This window comes from Aquirufa beregesia (assembly GCF_011090385.1).
In the GTDB taxonomy this organism is placed as follows: domain Bacteria; phylum Bacteroidota; class Bacteroidia; order Cytophagales; family Spirosomataceae; genus Aquirufa; species Aquirufa beregesia.
In genome coordinates this window covers 14538-31979 of the sequence record NZ_SEWW01000008.1, presented here as the reverse complement: position 1 = coordinate 31979, position 17442 = coordinate 14538, and the positions used below count along the sequence as shown (strand labels likewise).

The 17442-nt window shown below is 40.0% G+C and carries 15 protein-coding genes; 9 read left to right on the top strand and 6 right to left on the bottom strand.

Annotated features, from left to right (window positions below; genetic code table 11):
* Position 1 precedes the first annotated feature (1 nt).
* Genes EWU23_RS11445 through EWU23_RS11430 form a run of 4 tightly spaced genes read left to right on the top strand, consistent with a single transcriptional unit; the run spans position 2 to position 4002 of the window.
* A complete protein-coding gene (locus tag EWU23_RS11445; RefSeq protein ID WP_166232293.1) occupies positions 2–1393 on the top strand; it encodes an FGGY-family carbohydrate kinase in 1392 nt (463 codons plus the stop codon).
* A complete protein-coding gene (locus EWU23_RS11440) occupies positions 1384–2100 on the top strand; it encodes a (Fe-S)-binding protein (RefSeq protein ID WP_166232291.1) in 717 nt (238 codons plus the stop codon). The genes EWU23_RS11445 and EWU23_RS11440 overlap by 10 nt, the downstream gene beginning before the upstream one ends.
* Complete coding sequence (locus EWU23_RS11435) at positions 2087–3454, top strand: lactate utilization protein B (RefSeq protein ID WP_166232289.1); 1368 nt, start codon at positions 2087–2089, stop codon at positions 3452–3454. Before EWU23_RS11440 ends, EWU23_RS11435 begins: the two co-directional genes overlap by 14 nt.
* Positions 3451–4002, top strand: coding sequence for a LutC/YkgG family protein (locus EWU23_RS11430; RefSeq protein ID WP_166232287.1), 552 nt, complete (start codon positions 3451–3453; stop codon positions 4000–4002). Before EWU23_RS11435 ends, EWU23_RS11430 begins: the two co-directional genes overlap by 4 nt.
* A gap of 128 nt (positions 4003–4130) precedes the next feature.
* Here the strand turns inward: EWU23_RS11430 and EWU23_RS14100 are convergent, their stop codons facing one another.
* Both EWU23_RS14100 and EWU23_RS14095 read right to left on the bottom strand, forming a co-directional pair.
* A complete protein-coding gene (locus EWU23_RS14100; protein WP_235942210.1) occupies positions 4131–4379 on the bottom strand; it encodes a hypothetical protein in 249 nt (82 codons plus the stop codon).
* Between the two features lie 15 nt (positions 4380–4394).
* Positions 4395–4739 (bottom strand): cupin domain-containing protein, encoded by a 345-nt coding sequence (locus EWU23_RS14095; protein WP_235942209.1) that lies wholly within the window; start codon positions 4737–4739, stop codon positions 4395–4397.
* Between the two features lie 396 nt (positions 4740–5135).
* On the opposite strand from EWU23_RS14095, the gene EWU23_RS11420 reads away from it, so the two are divergent.
* From EWU23_RS11420 to EWU23_RS11400, 5 genes are read left to right on the top strand one after another with little or no spacing between them, the layout of a single operon-like run.
* Positions 5136–6392, top strand: a complete 1257-nt coding sequence (locus tag EWU23_RS11420) for a Gfo/Idh/MocA family oxidoreductase (RefSeq protein WP_205753169.1) — start codon at positions 5136–5138, stop codon at positions 6390–6392.
* 5 nt (positions 6393–6397) lie between these two features.
* Positions 6398–9481, top strand: coding sequence for a 3-keto-disaccharide hydrolase (locus EWU23_RS11415; RefSeq protein ID WP_166232285.1), 3084 nt, complete (start codon positions 6398–6400; stop codon positions 9479–9481).
* Between the two features lie 31 nt (positions 9482–9512).
* Positions 9513–9998, top strand: a complete 486-nt coding sequence (locus EWU23_RS11410) for a (2Fe-2S)-binding protein (protein WP_166232283.1) — start codon at positions 9513–9515, stop codon at positions 9996–9998.
* A gap of 2 nt (positions 9999–10000) precedes the next feature.
* Positions 10001–12130, top strand: coding sequence for a xanthine dehydrogenase family protein molybdopterin-binding subunit (locus EWU23_RS11405; protein ID WP_166232281.1), 2130 nt, complete (start codon positions 10001–10003; stop codon positions 12128–12130).
* Positions 12117–13166 carry an acyltransferase gene (locus EWU23_RS11400; RefSeq protein ID WP_166232279.1) on the top strand — a complete coding sequence of 350 codons (1050 nt, stop codon included), beginning with the start codon at positions 12117–12119 and terminating at the stop codon, positions 13164–13166. Before EWU23_RS11405 ends, EWU23_RS11400 begins: the two co-directional genes overlap by 14 nt.
* Here the strand turns inward: EWU23_RS11400 and EWU23_RS11395 are convergent, their stop codons facing one another.
* The 4 genes from EWU23_RS11395 to EWU23_RS11380 all read right to left on the bottom strand — a co-directional run bounded on the left by EWU23_RS11395 (position 13167) and on the right by EWU23_RS11380 (position 17319).
* A complete protein-coding gene (locus EWU23_RS11395; RefSeq protein ID WP_166232277.1) occupies positions 13167–13847 on the bottom strand; it encodes an ABC transporter ATP-binding protein in 681 nt (226 codons plus the stop codon). It abuts the gene before it with no gap.
* Position 13848: 1 nt separating this feature from the next.
* A complete protein-coding gene (locus EWU23_RS11390; protein ID WP_166232275.1) occupies positions 13849–15108 on the bottom strand; it encodes an ABC transporter permease in 1260 nt (419 codons plus the stop codon).
* The gene (locus EWU23_RS11385; RefSeq protein WP_166232273.1) at positions 15105–16184 is read right to left on the bottom strand and encodes an efflux RND transporter periplasmic adaptor subunit; all 1080 of its coding nucleotides are present in this window, start codon (positions 16182–16184) and stop codon (positions 15105–15107) included. The genes EWU23_RS11390 and EWU23_RS11385 overlap by 4 nt, the downstream gene beginning before the upstream one ends.
* A 91-nt stretch (positions 16185–16275) precedes the next feature.
* Positions 16276–17319: an NAD(P)-dependent alcohol dehydrogenase gene (locus EWU23_RS11380; protein WP_166232271.1), complete on the bottom strand. Its 1044-nt coding sequence runs from the start codon at positions 17317–17319 to the stop codon at positions 16276–16278.
* Between the last annotated feature and the right edge of the window lie 123 nt (positions 17320–17442).

Genomic DNA, 17442 nt, shown 5'->3' with positions numbered 1-17442 from the left:
GATGTCAGTGGTGGAGAAACTTCCCGTTATTGCAATTTTTGATATTGGCAAAACCAATAAGAAGTTATTCCTTTGGGATAAAAATTACCAGATTGTATTGGAGAAAAGTCAAAATTTCGCCGAGATTCCAGATGAAGATGGATTCATGGGTGAAGATTTGGCTGCAGTTCAATCGTGGGTTTTAGCTTCTTTTGCCGACGTACAGCAAGATTCTCGATTCGAGATTTTAGCCTTAAATTTTTCTGGTTACGGAGCTACCGTCGTATTTGTGAATGCGGAAGGAAAAGCTGTTTTGCCTTTATATAACTATTTGAAACCATTTCCTGTCGACTTAGCTGCTTCATTTTATGCTCGTTATGGCGGAGAATCTGAAGTTGCTCGAGCCACAGCATCGCCTATTTTGGGGAGTTTGAATTCGGGCATGATGGCGTATTGGATGGCGAAAGCCACCAAAAATCAAGATATGGGAATACGCTGGGTATTACATTGGCCAAATTATTTGTCTAGTTTGTTTACCCATCAATTTTATACAGAATTAACCTCTGTTGGATGTCATACGCATTTGTGGGACTTTGATCATCAGCGTTATCATGAATGGGTAGAAAAGGAAGGATTAAGACCTTTGTTGCCAGTTACGGTGTTGGCTAATCAAACCTTTTCGATGAGTTCATCGGATTTACCTGTTGGGGTAGGTTTACATGATTCTTCTTCTGCCTTGATTCCATATCTGATTCAATTTAAGGAGCCATTTTTGTTGTTATCTACGGGAACATGGTGTATTTCTATGCATCCATTCAATGCACAACCTTTGACACCAGTAGAATTGAAAAATGATGTCTTGTCATTTTTACAATACAATGGCAAGCCAGTCAAGGCCGCCAGATTGTTTGCTGGGAATGAACATGAAATTCAATTGAAAAGATTGCAAGCTCATTTTGACGTAGATAAAAAAGCACATTTGACGGTACCATACTCAACGCATTTGAATGCACTTTTGAGCCATCAAATAGCACACCATATGCCTTCTCTGCAAGAGGCCAACGCGGCGTTTTTAGCCAATTCAGGTTTTGATGCTAGAGATTTGGGCATTTTTGAAAGTTTTGAACAGGCATATCAGCAGTTTATGGTAGATTTGGTCGTTCAGCAGATTTATTCTTTACGCCTCTTGTTGGACTCATCACCAGTTGACAGAATTTTGGTAGACGGCGGATTTAGTAAGAATGATATTTATATGCACTTATTGGCTTATGCTTTTCCTAAGGTGGCCATATTTGGAGCAGAAGTAGCACAAGCCAGTTCCTTGGGGGCTGCGCTAGCTATTCATTCAACATGGAATGATCAAGAAATACCCATTAATTTGGTAAGCCTAAAAAGATATGAAGCATGCGAGTAGCCTTATTTGTTCCTTGTTACATTGATCAATTTTATCCGCAAGTAGCTATTGCTAGTTTAGAATTGTTGGAGAAATTAGGATGTGAGGTCACTGTTCCTGCTCAACAAACATGCTGTGGTCAGCCCATGGCTAATTCAGGATTTGCGCATATTACAGGGGGCTGTGATACCAATTTTGAAACAAATTTTTCGGGTTTTGATTATATCGTAGGACCTTCAGGTTCTTGTGTGTTACATTTGAAAGAACATCATCCCGATGCCAAAATCCGGGCTTCAGTCTATGAAATCTGTGAATTTTTGGTGGATGTCTTGAAAGTAAAATCTTTACCCGCTTATTTTCCGCATAAGGTAGGTTTACATCAAAGTTGTCATGGTCAACGAGGATTACGTATTTCCTCCATGACAGAGTTGAATGAAAAGCCCTTTTCTAAATTGACTTATTTATTGGATTTGGTGGAAGGTTGTGAGTGGAAATATCCAGAGCGACAAGATGAATGTTGTGGATTTGGCGGTACATTTTGTGTGACAGAAGAAGCTGTCTCCGTCAAAATGGGACAAGATCGAATACAGGAACATCAGGCCAATGAGGTGGAATACATTGTTGGAGCTGATACTTCTTGTTTAATGCATATGGAAGGGATTCTGAAACGTTCAGCATCAAATGTAGGAGTAAAACACATTGTCGAAATATTGAATGCACATGCTTAGTCACGCGGAAGCTTCTGAGAAATTCATAGCCAATCAAGAAAGAACGGATTGGCATGATGATACCTTGTGGTTTGTCAGAGCCAAACGGGATAAGGCAAGTAAATTACTACCTGAGTGGGAGGCCTTGCGCGAGCAGGCATCCCAGATTAAAGAGCATATGCTCAGTAATTTGCCTCAATATCTATTGGAGTTTGAGGCCAATGCACAAGCGAATGGCGTTCAAGTTCATTGGGCCAAGGATGCACATGAACATAATGAAATTGTGTATTCCATTATTCAAAAACATGGGGACAAGGCCTTGGTGAAAAGCAAGTCGATGTTGACCGAGGAATGTCATTTGAATGCCTATTTAGAACAGCGGGGGATAGATGTAGTAGATACGGATTTAGGAGAGCGCATTGTTCAGTTTAGAAAAGAGGTACCTAGTCATATAGTATTACCCGCCATTCACTTGAAAAAGGAGGATGTCGGTGAAACTTTTCATCAACATTTAGGAACGCCTAAGGGCAATAAGGATCCACAATTTTTAACTGAGGCAGCTAGAATTCACTTGAGAGAGAAGTTTTTGGAAGCTAAAGTAGCCATTACTGGAGTCAATTTTGCGGTAGCTGAAACGGGTGAATTTGTGGTATGTACCAATGAAGGGAATGCTGACATGGGGGCGCATTTATCTGATGTGCATATTGCCTGCATGGGGATTGAAAAGATTATTCCTAAGCGACAGGATTTGGGTGTTTTTCTTCGTTTGTTGGCACGAAGTGCAACCGGTCAATTGATTACAACTTATTCCAGTCATTTTGCCAAACCGCGGGCAGGCCAAGAAATGCATATAGTATTAGTGGATAATGGTCGATCTAGACAATTAGCCCGAGACGAATTTAGAAATTCGTTAAAGTGCATTCGTTGTGCTGCTTGTTTCAATACCTGTCCAGTATATCGGAGAAGCGGTGGACACAGTTATCACCAGCCAGTGGCGGGACCTATTGGGTCCATTTTAGCTCCCAATTTTGATAAAAAAGCGAATGTCGATTTGCCATTTGCCAGTACCTTATGTGGAAGTTGCTCCAATGTTTGTCCGGTCAAAATCAATATCCATGAACAATTGTGGTTTTGGAGACAAGATTTAATGAAGGAAGGATTGGCGCCTGCGGGTAAAGTGTTGGGTATGAAATTTATGGCGTGGATGATGGCAAACCCTACCATTTTTAGAATGGCGGGAGGAATGGGAAGAAAAGTGATGAATTGGTTTCCTTTTTTAGTGAACAATGGATTGAATCCTTGGTACAAGCAAAGGGAAATGCCTGCACCGCCCAAACAAAGTTTTCAGGAATGGTATAAATCGAATCGATTATGAGCAGTCGGGAAGAAATAATCAAGGCCTTGCAAGAAGTAAAAGTGCCTGCTAAGGCTTATCCAGGGGCATTTACTGCTCAAGTGATTGGGGAAGATACCCTGGCGGACTTTCTTTATTCCATGCAGGTAGTTAGTACCACAGTCATTCAAGTGAAAGAAGCAGCAGATGCCAGCCCAGCATTGGATAAACATTTTCCCAACATGGAGCGAGTACATTTAAACCCGCTAGCAGATGGATTAAGTTTAGCGGATATCGATGTATTGGAAATAGAGGGTGATTTTGGGGTAGCTGAAAATGGGGCAATTTGGTTGGATGACTCTAATCTACCCCATCGGGTGGCACCTTTTATTTGCCAGCATTTAGTGATTTATTTATCTCAAAATAATCTTTTACCCACATTACAGGAAGCATATATCCGTTTGGGTGATAAGCAAACGGGCTTTGGTGTCTTTTTATCTGGACCATCCAAAACGGCAGACATTGAGCAATCTTTAGTGATTGGAGCTCATGGTGCTAGGAGTTTGGTGGTGGTGTTGACCGAATGCTAAACGCTGGCAAGGTTCCGAACCTTGACAGCGTTGGGTGATGATCGAATTTCGAAGCAAAGGTACTTCGGTCAACGAATTTTTTTCTACTTTATTTTATCTATTTTTTGATAATAAAATTGGCCTCTCAATTATTTAAGGTTATATTTTTTAATAATTTCTAAGCGCTTAGCTACAGCATTGGGGGCATCCATCAGGCTGAATTTTTCACGCAAGACTCTCATTTCATTATTCTTTGCCTCAGAGCCATTGGCATATCCATTTTCCGCTGTTAGTTGATGGAATACTCGTTCAAGATACTCATCAAAAGGTTGGTTAAAATACATATCGTAAAATAACAAAGGTTTGTCGCCGGCATTCCAAAAGGTATGCTCAATCATACGAGGTCTTAAATGCTAGCCTCCAGCTTGAATTTGGACAACATCGTCACCAACAATAACACTGGCTGTGCCTTCTAAAACAAACATTAATTCATCTAATTCTTTATGAAAATGCGGAGCGGGCCCCATGGTTTTAGGAGCAACTGCACATTCTACGTTGGAATAGAGACCTTGAGTCATGGATGATTTTACTCGAACACGTATATCCATAGATCCTTTATGGTCCAATGGAGGTAAAGGAGGTAGTAAAAAAGATTTAATTGGATCAGTAGAAATGGAGCCTGTATCTGTAAAAGAATGGGGGATACCAGTAAATGCAGCTAGCATTCCTGATTTTAGTAGAAATTCATGTCTGTTCATGATAGAGGGTTTATAGAGCACTTTTCTCAAAAATAGACATTTTTCAAATACTAGTGTAATGTATTTGTTGTCAGATGGTTAGAGATTTGTTGATCGAATGCTAAACGCTGTCAAGGTTCGAAACCTTGACAGCGTTGGGTGATGATTAACTTTCGAAGCAAAGGCCCTTCGGTCAACGATTTTTTTCGCCATTATTTGATTCGTTTATTGATATTTACAAGATTTATTCCATACGAATTCAGTAACTTCTTTTCAGAAAATTGATATTTTTTATCAACGTTTATGTGCTTCACATTGAACAGGATTAAAATTCTACCCAATAGATAAATCCATGACAGCAAAGCCCAACAAAAAGCTTTTTTTTTTCTATCTTGTCCCAATAAGCTTATTTATCATATGAAAGTCTCTCGGAGAAAATTTATCGGGCAATCCGCATTAGGATTTGCCGCTTTTAGTATTGTTCCTCGCCATGTATTAGGTAAGGGTTATTTAGCCCCTAGTGATCAATTGACCAAGGCCATTGTGGGTACTGGTGGAATGGGACGTGGACATATTCCTTATGCAGGGACACGCGTAGTGGCCTTATGTGATGTGGACAAAAAGAACCTACAATTAGGTTTAAATGAGGTAGAGAAAGGAGTTAAATCCTTTAGTGATTACCGCGAATTAATTCAATTGCCAGAAGTGGATATTGTTCACGTGGCTACACCGCCTCACTGGCATGGAATTATTGCTGCTGATGCTATCAAGGCAGGTAAAGATGTTTGGTGTGAAAAACCTATGACTCGTACCATTGGTGAAGGAAAAAGATTGACAGAGGCAGTGCAGCAGCACGGTCGAATCTTTCGTTTAAATACCTGGTTCCGCTTTGAAGGTAATTTCTATGGGATGAATACCACCATCAAACCTATCAAGAAATTAGTTGATTCTGGTTTATTGGGATGGCCTTTAAAAGTGACCATTTCTAGACATACTGGTTTTGATTGGAAATTCTATTGGGTAGGTAAAACGGGTTTGACTCAACAGCCTGTTCCTGCTGAATTGGATTATGATATGTGGTTAGGGCCAGCTCCGTACAAACCTTATAACGTGCACCGTACACATCAGACATTCCGTGGATATTGGGATTATGATGGAGGAGCTTTAGGTGATATGGGTCAACACTATATTGATCCCGTTCAATATTTATTAGGCAAAGATGATACTAGCCCTATTTATGTAGAAGTAGATGCCCCAGTACAAGATGCTGATGCGGTGGGTACATTCCGTCGGATTACCTACACGTTTGCCGATGGTTGTCAAATCGTTTTGGATGGTGAAGGTAGAGATGAAAATGTAGCCTATATCGAAGGTCCTAAGGGAAAAGTATTCCGCGGATTTAAAACAGATATACCTGATTTAGAGCGCAAATTGGCTGAATTTCCAGAACCTCCAGCACAGCAGACCGATTTTGTGGATGCTGTTAAAGGAAGAAAGACTTTTGCCTTAAACGATCAAAATGGTCACCGTTCTTGCACCATAGTCAATATGGGTTTAATCGCCATGCGTTTGAACAGAAACCTGAAATTTGATCCCGTTAAACAAGAGTTTGTTGGAGATGAAGAGGCTAATCGTTTGATTAACCAACCAATGCGTGCACCATTTACTATGTAATAACAATGAAAAAATATACTACTTCAATACTTAATTTATTGCTGATTGCGGCACTTTCGCAAGGGACAATCCTAGCACAAAAGCAGTCAGCACCAATCTCCGTTAAGACAGGAACCAATGAGGCTGATCGTGCGGCTCGTGTACAAGCGAATTTGAAAATCATTCAAGAATCCAATGATGTCAATACGCAAGCCATCGCCATGTTGGCATTGCAACCTATCGCTCGTGGGGAATCTATTTCGGTGATTATTCCTTTTTTACAAAAGAATCACCTGGCAGGTCCTGCTGCTCGTTTATTGGTTAAACTGGCACCTTTTGGTCAAGACCAAGTAGGTAAGGCTTTGTTAGGAACCTTGCAAAAAGGCAATGCGGCTTATCAAAAAGATATGATTCAGGCCTTGACAGACATCAACTATAAAGCCGCTGGTTCAGCTATTGAAGCTTTATGGCCGTCATCCGATCAGCGTACGAATCAATTAATTTTAAAAGCCATAGCTGCTTTAGGTTCGCCCAATGCCAGTAAAATCTTAAAAGAACAAGCTGCTAAAGCCAATGGTGCGTACGAGCCTACACAGGCTTTGGAATCCTATTTGGCATTTGTTAAAGCTTCGAAAGATGCTAATGGTCTTGGTTCTTTAAACGTAACTACTTGGCCAGCGGGTTCTCAAATCAAGGTCAGTGAGGTGCTTTTATCCAAGTCTAAAACTCCCGTGGCTTATTTAATAGGTGCATTTGCGAAAACTTCTAATCATGAAGTGGAAGCTTATTTAGTCAAAAATCTCATTAAACATGCTAAAGCCACTGATGCTAGTCAGATAGCAGCTGCTTTTGCTAAGTGGTCCGATGCAAAGAAAACATCTTTTGTTCAGGCTGCTGGGAATGCCAAAGTAGCTTGGGCTTTATCTCAAGTGACAGTAGCAGAAACATCTAAAAATGCAGGATTAAGAACAGCTGCTTCGATAGCTCGTTTGAAAATTCAAGGAACTACTGGTTTAGCCAAGGTTTGGGCTACAGCTGCTAATACTGAAGTAGATGGTATTGCCGTAGGTGAGGTAGCAAGTAATTTAGCTGCCAATAGCTTCTTTGAAAAAAGCCTGGCTTCCTACTCGCAGTTAAGTGCTTCCCAACAAACTATCTTGTTGATTTATGCTTCTTACCGTCAATGGCCTGCCATCAAATCACATGTTTGGAATGCCGTACAATCCAATGAGGCAACTCGTGCCGCAGCTTATCAAGTATTATTTAGATGGGTTAGCGCTGCTGATTTTGATATTATTGCTCAAAAACTTTCCAATGCTAGTTCAGAAAGTGAAGTAAAGCATTTACAAAGCAGCATAACACAAATTCAAAAACTAGATCCTACGGTGGCTAGCAAAGTGAATGGCTATGCGGTGAAAGCAAAAAATCAATTAAACTGGATTCCTTTTGTTTCAGAAGCAGAATCATTGGTTTGGTTGGGTGACTTAGTGAAAAAATCCAAGAATTTGGAAGCCATTAAAGCCTATGTAAAGAGTAATGGCAAAGCGACTCAGAATGTCACTCAACAAATCTTACGTTATCGGAATGCCTTGGATTTAACCCAAGATATGGATACTCGCGCTTTGGTATTTAGAGGTTTGGGCCGTTGCCCAAGTTTATCAGCTATGAGAACCTTGCAAATTGGTTTACAAGAAGCCAATGCTCGTTCAGTAGCGGCTGATGGATTAGCTAATTTATTTGTTGGAAATCCAGAATTGCAAAGTCAAATGACCAAGGCCTGGGTTTTAGAAGCCATGCCATTTATTTCATCAGCAGATTTACGTGCTTCTGCTCAAAAGGCCATCGATGCTTTAGGAAATAAAGTAGGATTTTATTCCATGTTTAATGGTAAGGATTTGTCAGGTTGGAAAGGTTTAGTGGGAAATCCCGTAAAACGCCGTGCCATGTCAGCCGATAGCTTAGCCATCAAGCAAGTGAAAGCCGACGAAAACATGCGTACAGGATGGTATGCCAAAGAAGATCAATTGCATTTTACTGGTCATGGAGATAATTTATGTTCCGTTAAAGATTATCAAGATTTTGAAATGTATGTCGATTGGAAAATCGAAAAAGATGGTGATGCTGGTATTTATTTACGTGGTGCTCCACAAGTTCAAATCTGGGATATCGCCCGCGTTAATGTAGGAGCCAATGTAGGTTCAGGAGGATTGTATAACAATCAAATCAATGCTAAAAATCCATTAAAATTAGCGGATAATCCGATAGAAGATTGGAATACGTTCTACATTAAAATGGTGGGAGAACGTGTTACGGTTTATTTGAATGGGGAATTAGTGGTAGATAACACTATTTTAGAAAACTACTGGGATCGTAAAATCCCCATCTTTGTGAAAGATGCCATTGAATTACAAGCCCATGGTAATCACATTGTTTACCGAAATATTTATGTCAAAGAATTAGCACCTCAAGCCTTGCAGACACTTTCAGAAGAAGAGAAGGCGCAAGGATTTGAGCTATTGTTTGATGGTTCCTCTTTATTTAAATGGACAGGAAATACCACTGATTATGTACCTGAAAACGGTAATTTGGTGATTTATCCTAAGCGTGGAGGAAAGGGTAATTTGTTCACTAAAAATGAATATGCCAATTTCCATTTTAAGTTTGACTTCCAATTAACCCCAGGTGCTAATAATGGATTGGGAATTCGTGCCCCTCTAACAGGAGATGCCGCTTATGTAGGTATGGAATTACAAATTTTGGATAATACAGCTCAGGTTTATGCCAATTTACAACCTTACCAATATCATGGATCTGTATATGGAATTATTCCTGCGAAGAAGGGATTCTTAAAACCTGTGGGTGAGTGGAATCAACAAGAAGTTATTGCTGAAGGAAACCACATCAAAGTGATTTTGAATGGGGAAGTGATTTTGGATGGAGATATTGCAGAAGCTACCAAAGGTGGTATTCCTGATCATAAGGAACATCCAGGGTTATTTAATCCCAAGGGACATATCGGATTTTTAGGTCATGGAAATGAATTGAAATTCCGAAACATTCGAGTAAGAGAGCTTGTTCCTGTAGAAACAAAATCAAAAAAACGTAAATAGAATTTCGTTTATCTTTTTAAACCAATCAACAATGGAGTCGATCGAATTACTGATTAATCGTAAAAAGGTGAAAGTGGAAGTGGATTCCAATACACCTTTGCTATGGGTTCTGAGGGATCACTTATCTCTGGTAGGAACCAAGTATGGTTGTGGTATTGCCCAATGTGGCGCTTGTACCGTCTGGATTGATGGAGAACCGATGCGTTCTTGTGTTTTACCTGTTTCTGCAGTGGGTAAATCAGCTGTGACGACGATTGAAGGTTTACATGAAAAAGCGGAACACCCAGTTCAAGTAGCTTGGGATGAACTAGATGTCCCTCAATGTGGCTATTGCCAAGCCGGTCAAATTATGACTGCGGCAGCCTTATTGAAGAAAAACCCGAAACCTAGCCATGATGATATTGTGGCTGGTATGTCGGGGAATATTTGTCGCTGTGGTACCTACCACCGCATTCACAATGCAGTGAAACGTGCTTCTGAAATAGCTTCTGCATCCAACTCTTCTAAAAAGAAATAAAGATGAAAACGACGAGAAGATCATTTATTCAGAAAACGGCCCTAATGGGTGGCGTTTTTTCATTAGGATTTGATTGGTTTGAATCGAAGGCCAATTCGGGCATCATGCAACAGATGAATCCGGTATTGGATACCAATCGTTTCAATGCTTTTTTATCCATTGAAAGTACAGGAAAAGTAATTCTGTATTCTCCCAATCCAGAAATTGGCCAAGGTATCAAAACGGCATTTCCTATTGTTGTCGCAGAAGAACTAGATGTAGATTGGAAACAAGTAGAAGTGCGTCAAGCAAATTTAGATACCCAATTATTCGAACGTCAATTGACGGGAGGTAGTGGGGCCTTGAAACATTCATGGGAGCGTTTGCGTAAAGCAGGAGCTACTGCCAGACACATGTTAATTCAAGCTGCAGCTCAGCAATGGGGTGTAGATGCGAGTACTTGTAAGACTTCCAAAGGATTTGTTATAGGCCCAAACAAAGGTCAAAAATTAGCCTATGGTGCTTTGGTAGATGCGGCTTCTAAGCTGACTGTTCCAGCAGAGGTGAGTTTTAAGAGTCGGGCCGATTATCAATTAATTGGTAGTTTTGTTAAGGGAGTAGATAATTATAAAGTACTGACTGGAAAACCACAATTTGGTTTAGATACCCAAAAGTCTGGTATGGTGGTAGCTCAAATAGTTCGCCTAGCAGCTTTTGGTTCTACTTTGGTGTCCTTTGATGCGGCTGAGGTAAAAAAGATGCCTGGAATCATTGATGTAGTATCTTTCAAAAATAAAGTGGCTGTCGTAGGAAAATCTACTTGGGAGGTCATACAAGCCAGAAAGAAACTCGTTTGTTCTTATTCTGATACCAGCAATTTAGAAAGTGATAGTACGCATCAGAAATGGTTTGATGAGGGGATGAAAACCGACAAGGCGAAGGTAGAACGTAAAGATGGCGATTTTCATGCCGCCATAGCTAAAGCTGCGAAGGTGATTGAAGCCACGTACGAATGTCCCTTCTTGTCGCATACACCCATGGAACCGATGAACTTCTTTGCAGATGTTCGTCCAGGTTCAGTCTTATTAGCGGGTCCAACTCAAGTTCCTCAATCGGCCCAAAAAGCTGTAGCTACTTTATTAGGCGTACCTGAAAATACAGTTCAGGTGGAATTGACTAAAATGGGAGGTGGTTTTGGTCGTCGATTAAATAACGACTATGCGCTAGAAGCAGCAGAACTTTCCAGTATCATTAAAATGCCTGTTAAAGTGATGTGGACGCGTGAAGATGATATGACTGGAGGTATTTATCGACCAGCTGTTAGATATCACTTTAAAGCAGGTTTAAATGATAAAGGCGAGATGATAGCCTTCTATTTACGTGGGGTAGGTTTGAATGCCGGTAATAGTACTCGTCAGGATAATTTTCCAGTAGGTGCTATCGAAAACGTGTTGATTGAATCATTTAATTATAATTCAGCCATTACCACGGGACCTTGGCGTGCGCCCATTACCAATTTTTTGGCCTCGGCAGAACAGTCGTTCTTAGATGAAGTGGCTATGGCAGCAGGAAAAGATCCTATTCAAATGCGTTTGGATTGGTTACAAAAAGTGAAAACAAACCCCGTTGGAAAGATTACCTACGAGCCAGATCGTTTCATTGAAGTGATCAAACAAGTGGCAGAGAAGGCCAAATGGGGCAAAAAAGGAGCCAATGTGCATCAAGGATTTAGTGTATATTTCTCTCATTTATCTTATGTAGCTCAAATAGCGGAAGCCAAAATGGTGGATGGAGAGGCCAAGGTGACCCATGTTATTGCAGTTACTGATTGCGGTGAGGTTATTAACCGTTCGGGTGCTGAAAATCAAGTGATAGGCGGTATTATTGACGGGTATGGACATGCCATGTTTAGCAAATTGAGTTTTGATAAAGGCGTTCCTCAGCAAAAGAATTTCGATACGTATAAATTGATTCGTGGAAATGAAATCCCAACCGTGGAGGCTCATTTTGTGAATAATGGAATAGCACCTACCGGCTTGGGTGAGCCTGCTTTACCTCCAACGGGTGGTGCAGTTGCCAATGCCTTATTTGCAGCTACCAAGAAACGCTTGTATCGTCAACCTTTTGCAGGTCCTGATAATGCAAATCTCTAAGGCCAATGGCCCCATAATTTGGTTAACTAATTTACGTGTCATTGCGATTCTCGCAGTGATTTTGATACACTCAGCAGCTAATTTGCTGCTGAGTTTTCATAAAGTTCCTGATGCTTTATGGTGGAATGCCAATGTCTATAATGGCTGCATGCGCTTTGCTGTACCCATTTTTGTGATGCTAACAGGTGCCTTGGTTCTGGGAAAAGAGGAGCCTTATGGGTCATTTGTTTCTAAATCATTTCAAAGGATTGTAGTACCCTTCTTATTTTGGAATATCTTTTTTGTGTATTTCAATTGGGCTGTTCGATTGCGGGGTAAAGCCTTCCATTCATTGGAGGAGCTAATTCGCTGGATAGGTCAACAATATTTTACGGGTGGCTCCTATCACTTTTGGTATGTGTATATGGTCATGGGCTTGTATTTGTTTATTCCGATCATTAGTTCTTGGGTTCGACAGGCCTCGGAACGACAAATCCAGTATTTTTTGGGTATTTGGATTTTGACCATCATTTTCAATAATCCTCATTTCCCCGTTTTAGATTCACCCGTGCCATTGCCGTATTTTACTGGCTATTTGGGTTATTTGGTGTTGGGTTATTATTTGCGTCATAAAGACTTTGAAAACCTAAATCAAATCCGGATTTGGGCAATGGTCTTATTTGTTTTGGGTACGGCATGGACACTGATAGGGACCTATCAATTATCCCTAAGAGATGGGAAGTTTTATGGATTGTTGTATGCCAATTTTTCGCCTTCTGTAGTTCTTTCAACGGCAGGCTTATTCTTACTATGTAAGTATTTCCCTTTTGAGATTCGTGTCTTGATTCCTTTGAGAGAATGGATTAGCTCCCATAGCTATGGGATATATTTAGTCCATATTTTGGTCTTATTTTACATCGCTAAAATCGGGATACATTATAAATTGGTGCATCCAAGTTTAGGTATACCCCTGACGGCTTTTAGCTGTTTGTTGATTTCAGGGTCTATTGTGTGGCTACTCAGAAAAATTCCAGGGGGAGCCAAGGTCTCGGGTTAATTACATGCGGATGATGGAGCCGTCTTGCATTTCAATGATGCGCTGTGTACGTGAAGCAAATTCATTGTCGTGGGTAACAATTAACAAAGATTGACCGTATACTTCTGCCAATTCTTTGAAAATATCGAATACAATTTCACTGTTTTTTTTGTCCAAATTCCCCGTAGGTTCATCACCCATGATGATCAATGGGTCATTGATAAGGGCCCTAGCAATGGCTACACGTTGTTTTTGACCTCCGGATAATTGATTAGGGCTTTTTAGGGCTTCATTTTCGATTCCTAAAATTTTCAATTTTTGATAGGCCTTTTCTTTGATTTCATTGGGGGAATATTTGCCCAATTTTTGACCGGGCAACATCACATTTTCTAGCACAGAAAACTCATTGAGTAAATAGTGAAATTGAAATACAAAGCCTATTTTTTCATTTCGAACAATGGCCAATTCTCCTTCATCTTTCCCTTGCATGGACACTTGATTAATGATTAAGTTTCCTTCATAATCGGTATCCATGGTGGAAAGGATGTACAATAAAGTGGATTTCCCGCAACCTGATTTTCCAATAATGGAAACAAATTCACCTTGATTTAGTGTGAAGGATATATTCTTTAGCACCGGTATCGTCACTGGATCATGAAAGCTTTTACTGATTCCCTGCGCTTCTAAAATGATTTGGCTCATGCTACTTTCCTCTAATGATGATGACAGGGTCTATTTTACTGGCTTTCCTAGAAGGGAAATAACCAGCTAGATAAGTCGTGATGATGGCAAATATACTCCCAATCAGGTAGTAGCTGGGATTATAATTGATGGGATATGTTTGTACGGTAGGTAAGGAACTAGTATTGAATGGAATTTGATCGATGATGGCTGATAGACCAAATCCGCCCAAAAGCCCTAAAAAACCTCCAAAGACCCCAATACTCAAGGCAATTAAAATGAAAATGCGATTCACATCTTTCCCAGAAAATCCGATGGCTTTTAAAATGGCAATGGAGTCCATTTTTTCATAAATCATCATATTCAAGATGTTATAAATGCCAAAGCCAGCGACAATCAGTAAGGTTACTCCTACCGCATAGGAAATCAGACTTCTGACAGAGCTTCCCGTTTCAAATTGTGAATTGGCCGTTTGTATATCAATGGCCTGAATTTCATACACCCTTTGGTATTCTTTTGCCACATCTGGGGCCATGAGAATATCGTTTAATTTAACTTGTAAGTCGGTAATGTAATTATTGGATTCCCCTAACAGTTTCTGGGTGGTTGAAATGGATGCATAGCTTTGGATATTATCAATATCCTGTAAACCAGATTGAAAAAATCCAACCACTTTCAGAGAGAGACGCTCGCCTTTACTCGAGGTTATTTGAACAACATCCCCAATTTGGGCTAGCATTTTTTCGGCGGCTCCTTTACCTAAAATGATACTATTGGGAATGTTCTTGAGGTCCATGAAATTCCCTTCCGTCACATAATCATTGAAGAAAAAGAGCTTGTTTTCTGCTTCAGGATCAATGCCATTGATGACTCCTGTGATTTCGATCACCCCTACATTATAGAAAACTTGAGCCGTAACTTTTGGAGCCACTCCTAGAACTCTCGAATCAGTCTTTAAATTTTTAATGATGGCTGCACTGTTTTGAATCTCTAATCTTTCTGATTTGGGTTTGATGGACCGAATGAAATTATATTGCTTGGTCTTTTTAGATTGTATGTCTACAGGTTGGTAATCTGAAGCTTTGATTTCTTTGTACAATCTCACATGAGGTGTACGATTGAGTATGAGGCCATCTAATAAATCATTCAGGCCCGACATAAAGCTTAATAACGTGATGAACATGGTGATACTGAATGTAACGCCAATTGCGGCCACCAAGGTTTGTCTCCAACGAGCTAAAAGTAGAGAAATGGCAATATTTTGAATTAGTTTAAAATTCATTTGCCAGGCATTTTGATTTCATCCTGAGCACTTAGCCCACGGATAATTTCCACTTTTTTGAAATCTTTTAAACCCGTTTTCACAAGTATGGTATCTCCTGAAGCTTTAATGACCAAACTATCTTTAATGAGATAATTTCTAGGAATTAATAAGGCTTTTTCTTTTTTGAACAGAATGATATTGGCTTCAAAAGTGACATTGGGAAACAAGGTGGCAGGTTTTTGAGTGAATAAGGCCTCCACTAAAAATGTCTTACTCCTTTCATTCATGATGGGATAAATCTTACTTACAGAAGCTTCAAAAACCTGTCCTTTATAGGCATCGAGCGTCAATAATACAGGTAAACCCACCTTAACTTTGAAAATATCGTCTTCATCTACTTGCATTTCCAAAATGAATTGGGAGGGATTTCCTACAATAGCCAAAGGCGTTTGAGTACTCACAATCTCCCCCTTTAATTTTAATAAATCGTACACGATGCCATTCACTTTACTCCTCAAAGTGAAGTCGGCACTTAATTGTTTTGAAATGGAAAGATTTTTGATCGATTGATTGGCATTAAATTGAATTTGACGTTTTAAATCCTTCAATTTTAAAATGGATGACAAGTAGGCTGTTTTGGAGTTTTCATAAGCCAGTTCTCTTTGTTCTAATTCTACTTGGGTCCCAATCTGTTGTTTCCATAAGGTCCTCTGGCGAACCAAAAAGGTGGAGTCTGTTCTCCATTTATTTTTGGCTAAATCAACAAATAATTGGGCATCATGAATCTTACTTTGATTATTCGTAGCATCAGCAAAATTGGCTGCTAAAGCTGCATTTTCTTGGTTCAATTGCTGGGTTACATGAGAAATAGACAGGATAGGATCCCCGATTTTGACACTGTCACCTTCTTGAACAAATACGCGGTCTACAATGCCACTGACAGGTGCAAAGGCTTGGTATTGATCTTGGCTTTTCAATGTTCCAGAGGCATAAACTGACTCGGAAATTGGCCCTTCACTCGGATGTGTAGTTTCGCTTTTACTCTTACAAGCACTTAGGCTAAGAATGAAAACTGATAGATAAATCCATTTCATGCCACAATTTACTAAATAGTTGTTGGCTATTATATGAGAATCATCATAAAAAAAGAGCTTAGGTGGTTAAGCTCTTTTTTTGGATTCGAGATTAAATTGACTTCATATCGATCACAAATCGATATTTGACATCCGACTTAATGATTCGCTCATATGCTTCATTGATTTGATTCATGGGGATCAATTCCACGTCCGATAGGATATTGTGTTCCGCACAGTAATTAAGCATTTCTTGCGTTTCAGCAATTCCCCCAATGTTGGAACCGATGATACTTCTTCTTTTGGATATTAAGCTAGCCGCAGCAATTCGGTGGTCCTCAGGCGGAATACCTACAATCAGCATTTTACCCTCTAATTTCAAAAGGTGAAGAAATGCATTCATGTCGTGATGCGCGGCTACCGTATTCAGGATAAAGTCAAAATGATTGCTCAATTTTTTCATTTGTTCTTTGTCTGTCGACAGCACAAAATGATGAGCCCCCAATCTTTTGGCATCGGCTTCTTTGGAAGGGGAGGTACTCAACATGGTCACTTCCGCACCCATGGCAACGGCAAATTTTACGCCCATATGTCCAAGTCCACCTAAACCTAAAACGGCTACTTTATGGCCTTTGCCTACGCCAGCAAATTTAAGTGGAGAATAGGTGGTGATTCCTGCGCAAAGTAAAGGAGCTACTTGATCTAAATGTTTTGTAAATGGGATATGTAAGGTGTATTTTTCATCCACGACTATGTTGGAAGAATAGCCACCAAAAGTGGGGGTTTTTCCATCTCGTTCGAAACCATTGTAAGTAGGAGTGAAGTTGTTATCACAATATTGTTCTTGACCACCTTGACAAGAAGGGCAAGTCCGACAAGAGTCCACAAACACTCCCACACCGGCAGTTTGCCCTACTGTAAATTGAGTCACGGCTGAACCTACGGCTTTGACAATACCGACAATTTCATGACCAGGTACAATAGGATATACAGAAGGCCCCCATTCGGAACGGGCCATGTGGATATCTGAGTGACAAACACCACAGTATAAAATATCAATGGAAACATCATGAGCGCCTAATGCTCTTCGTTCAATTTGCATAGGAGCAATGGCCGAATCTTTGTTGATTGCACCATAACTTTTTACTGGATTCATAGCATTTTTGTTTTAAAGGGGTAATGAATTAAACTTTCTAAGTTTTTTGTAAGCTTTTTGTAAGCTTTGTCAAATTTTCAAAATTTGACAAAGCTAATTGACAAAGCTAATTGACAAAGCTAA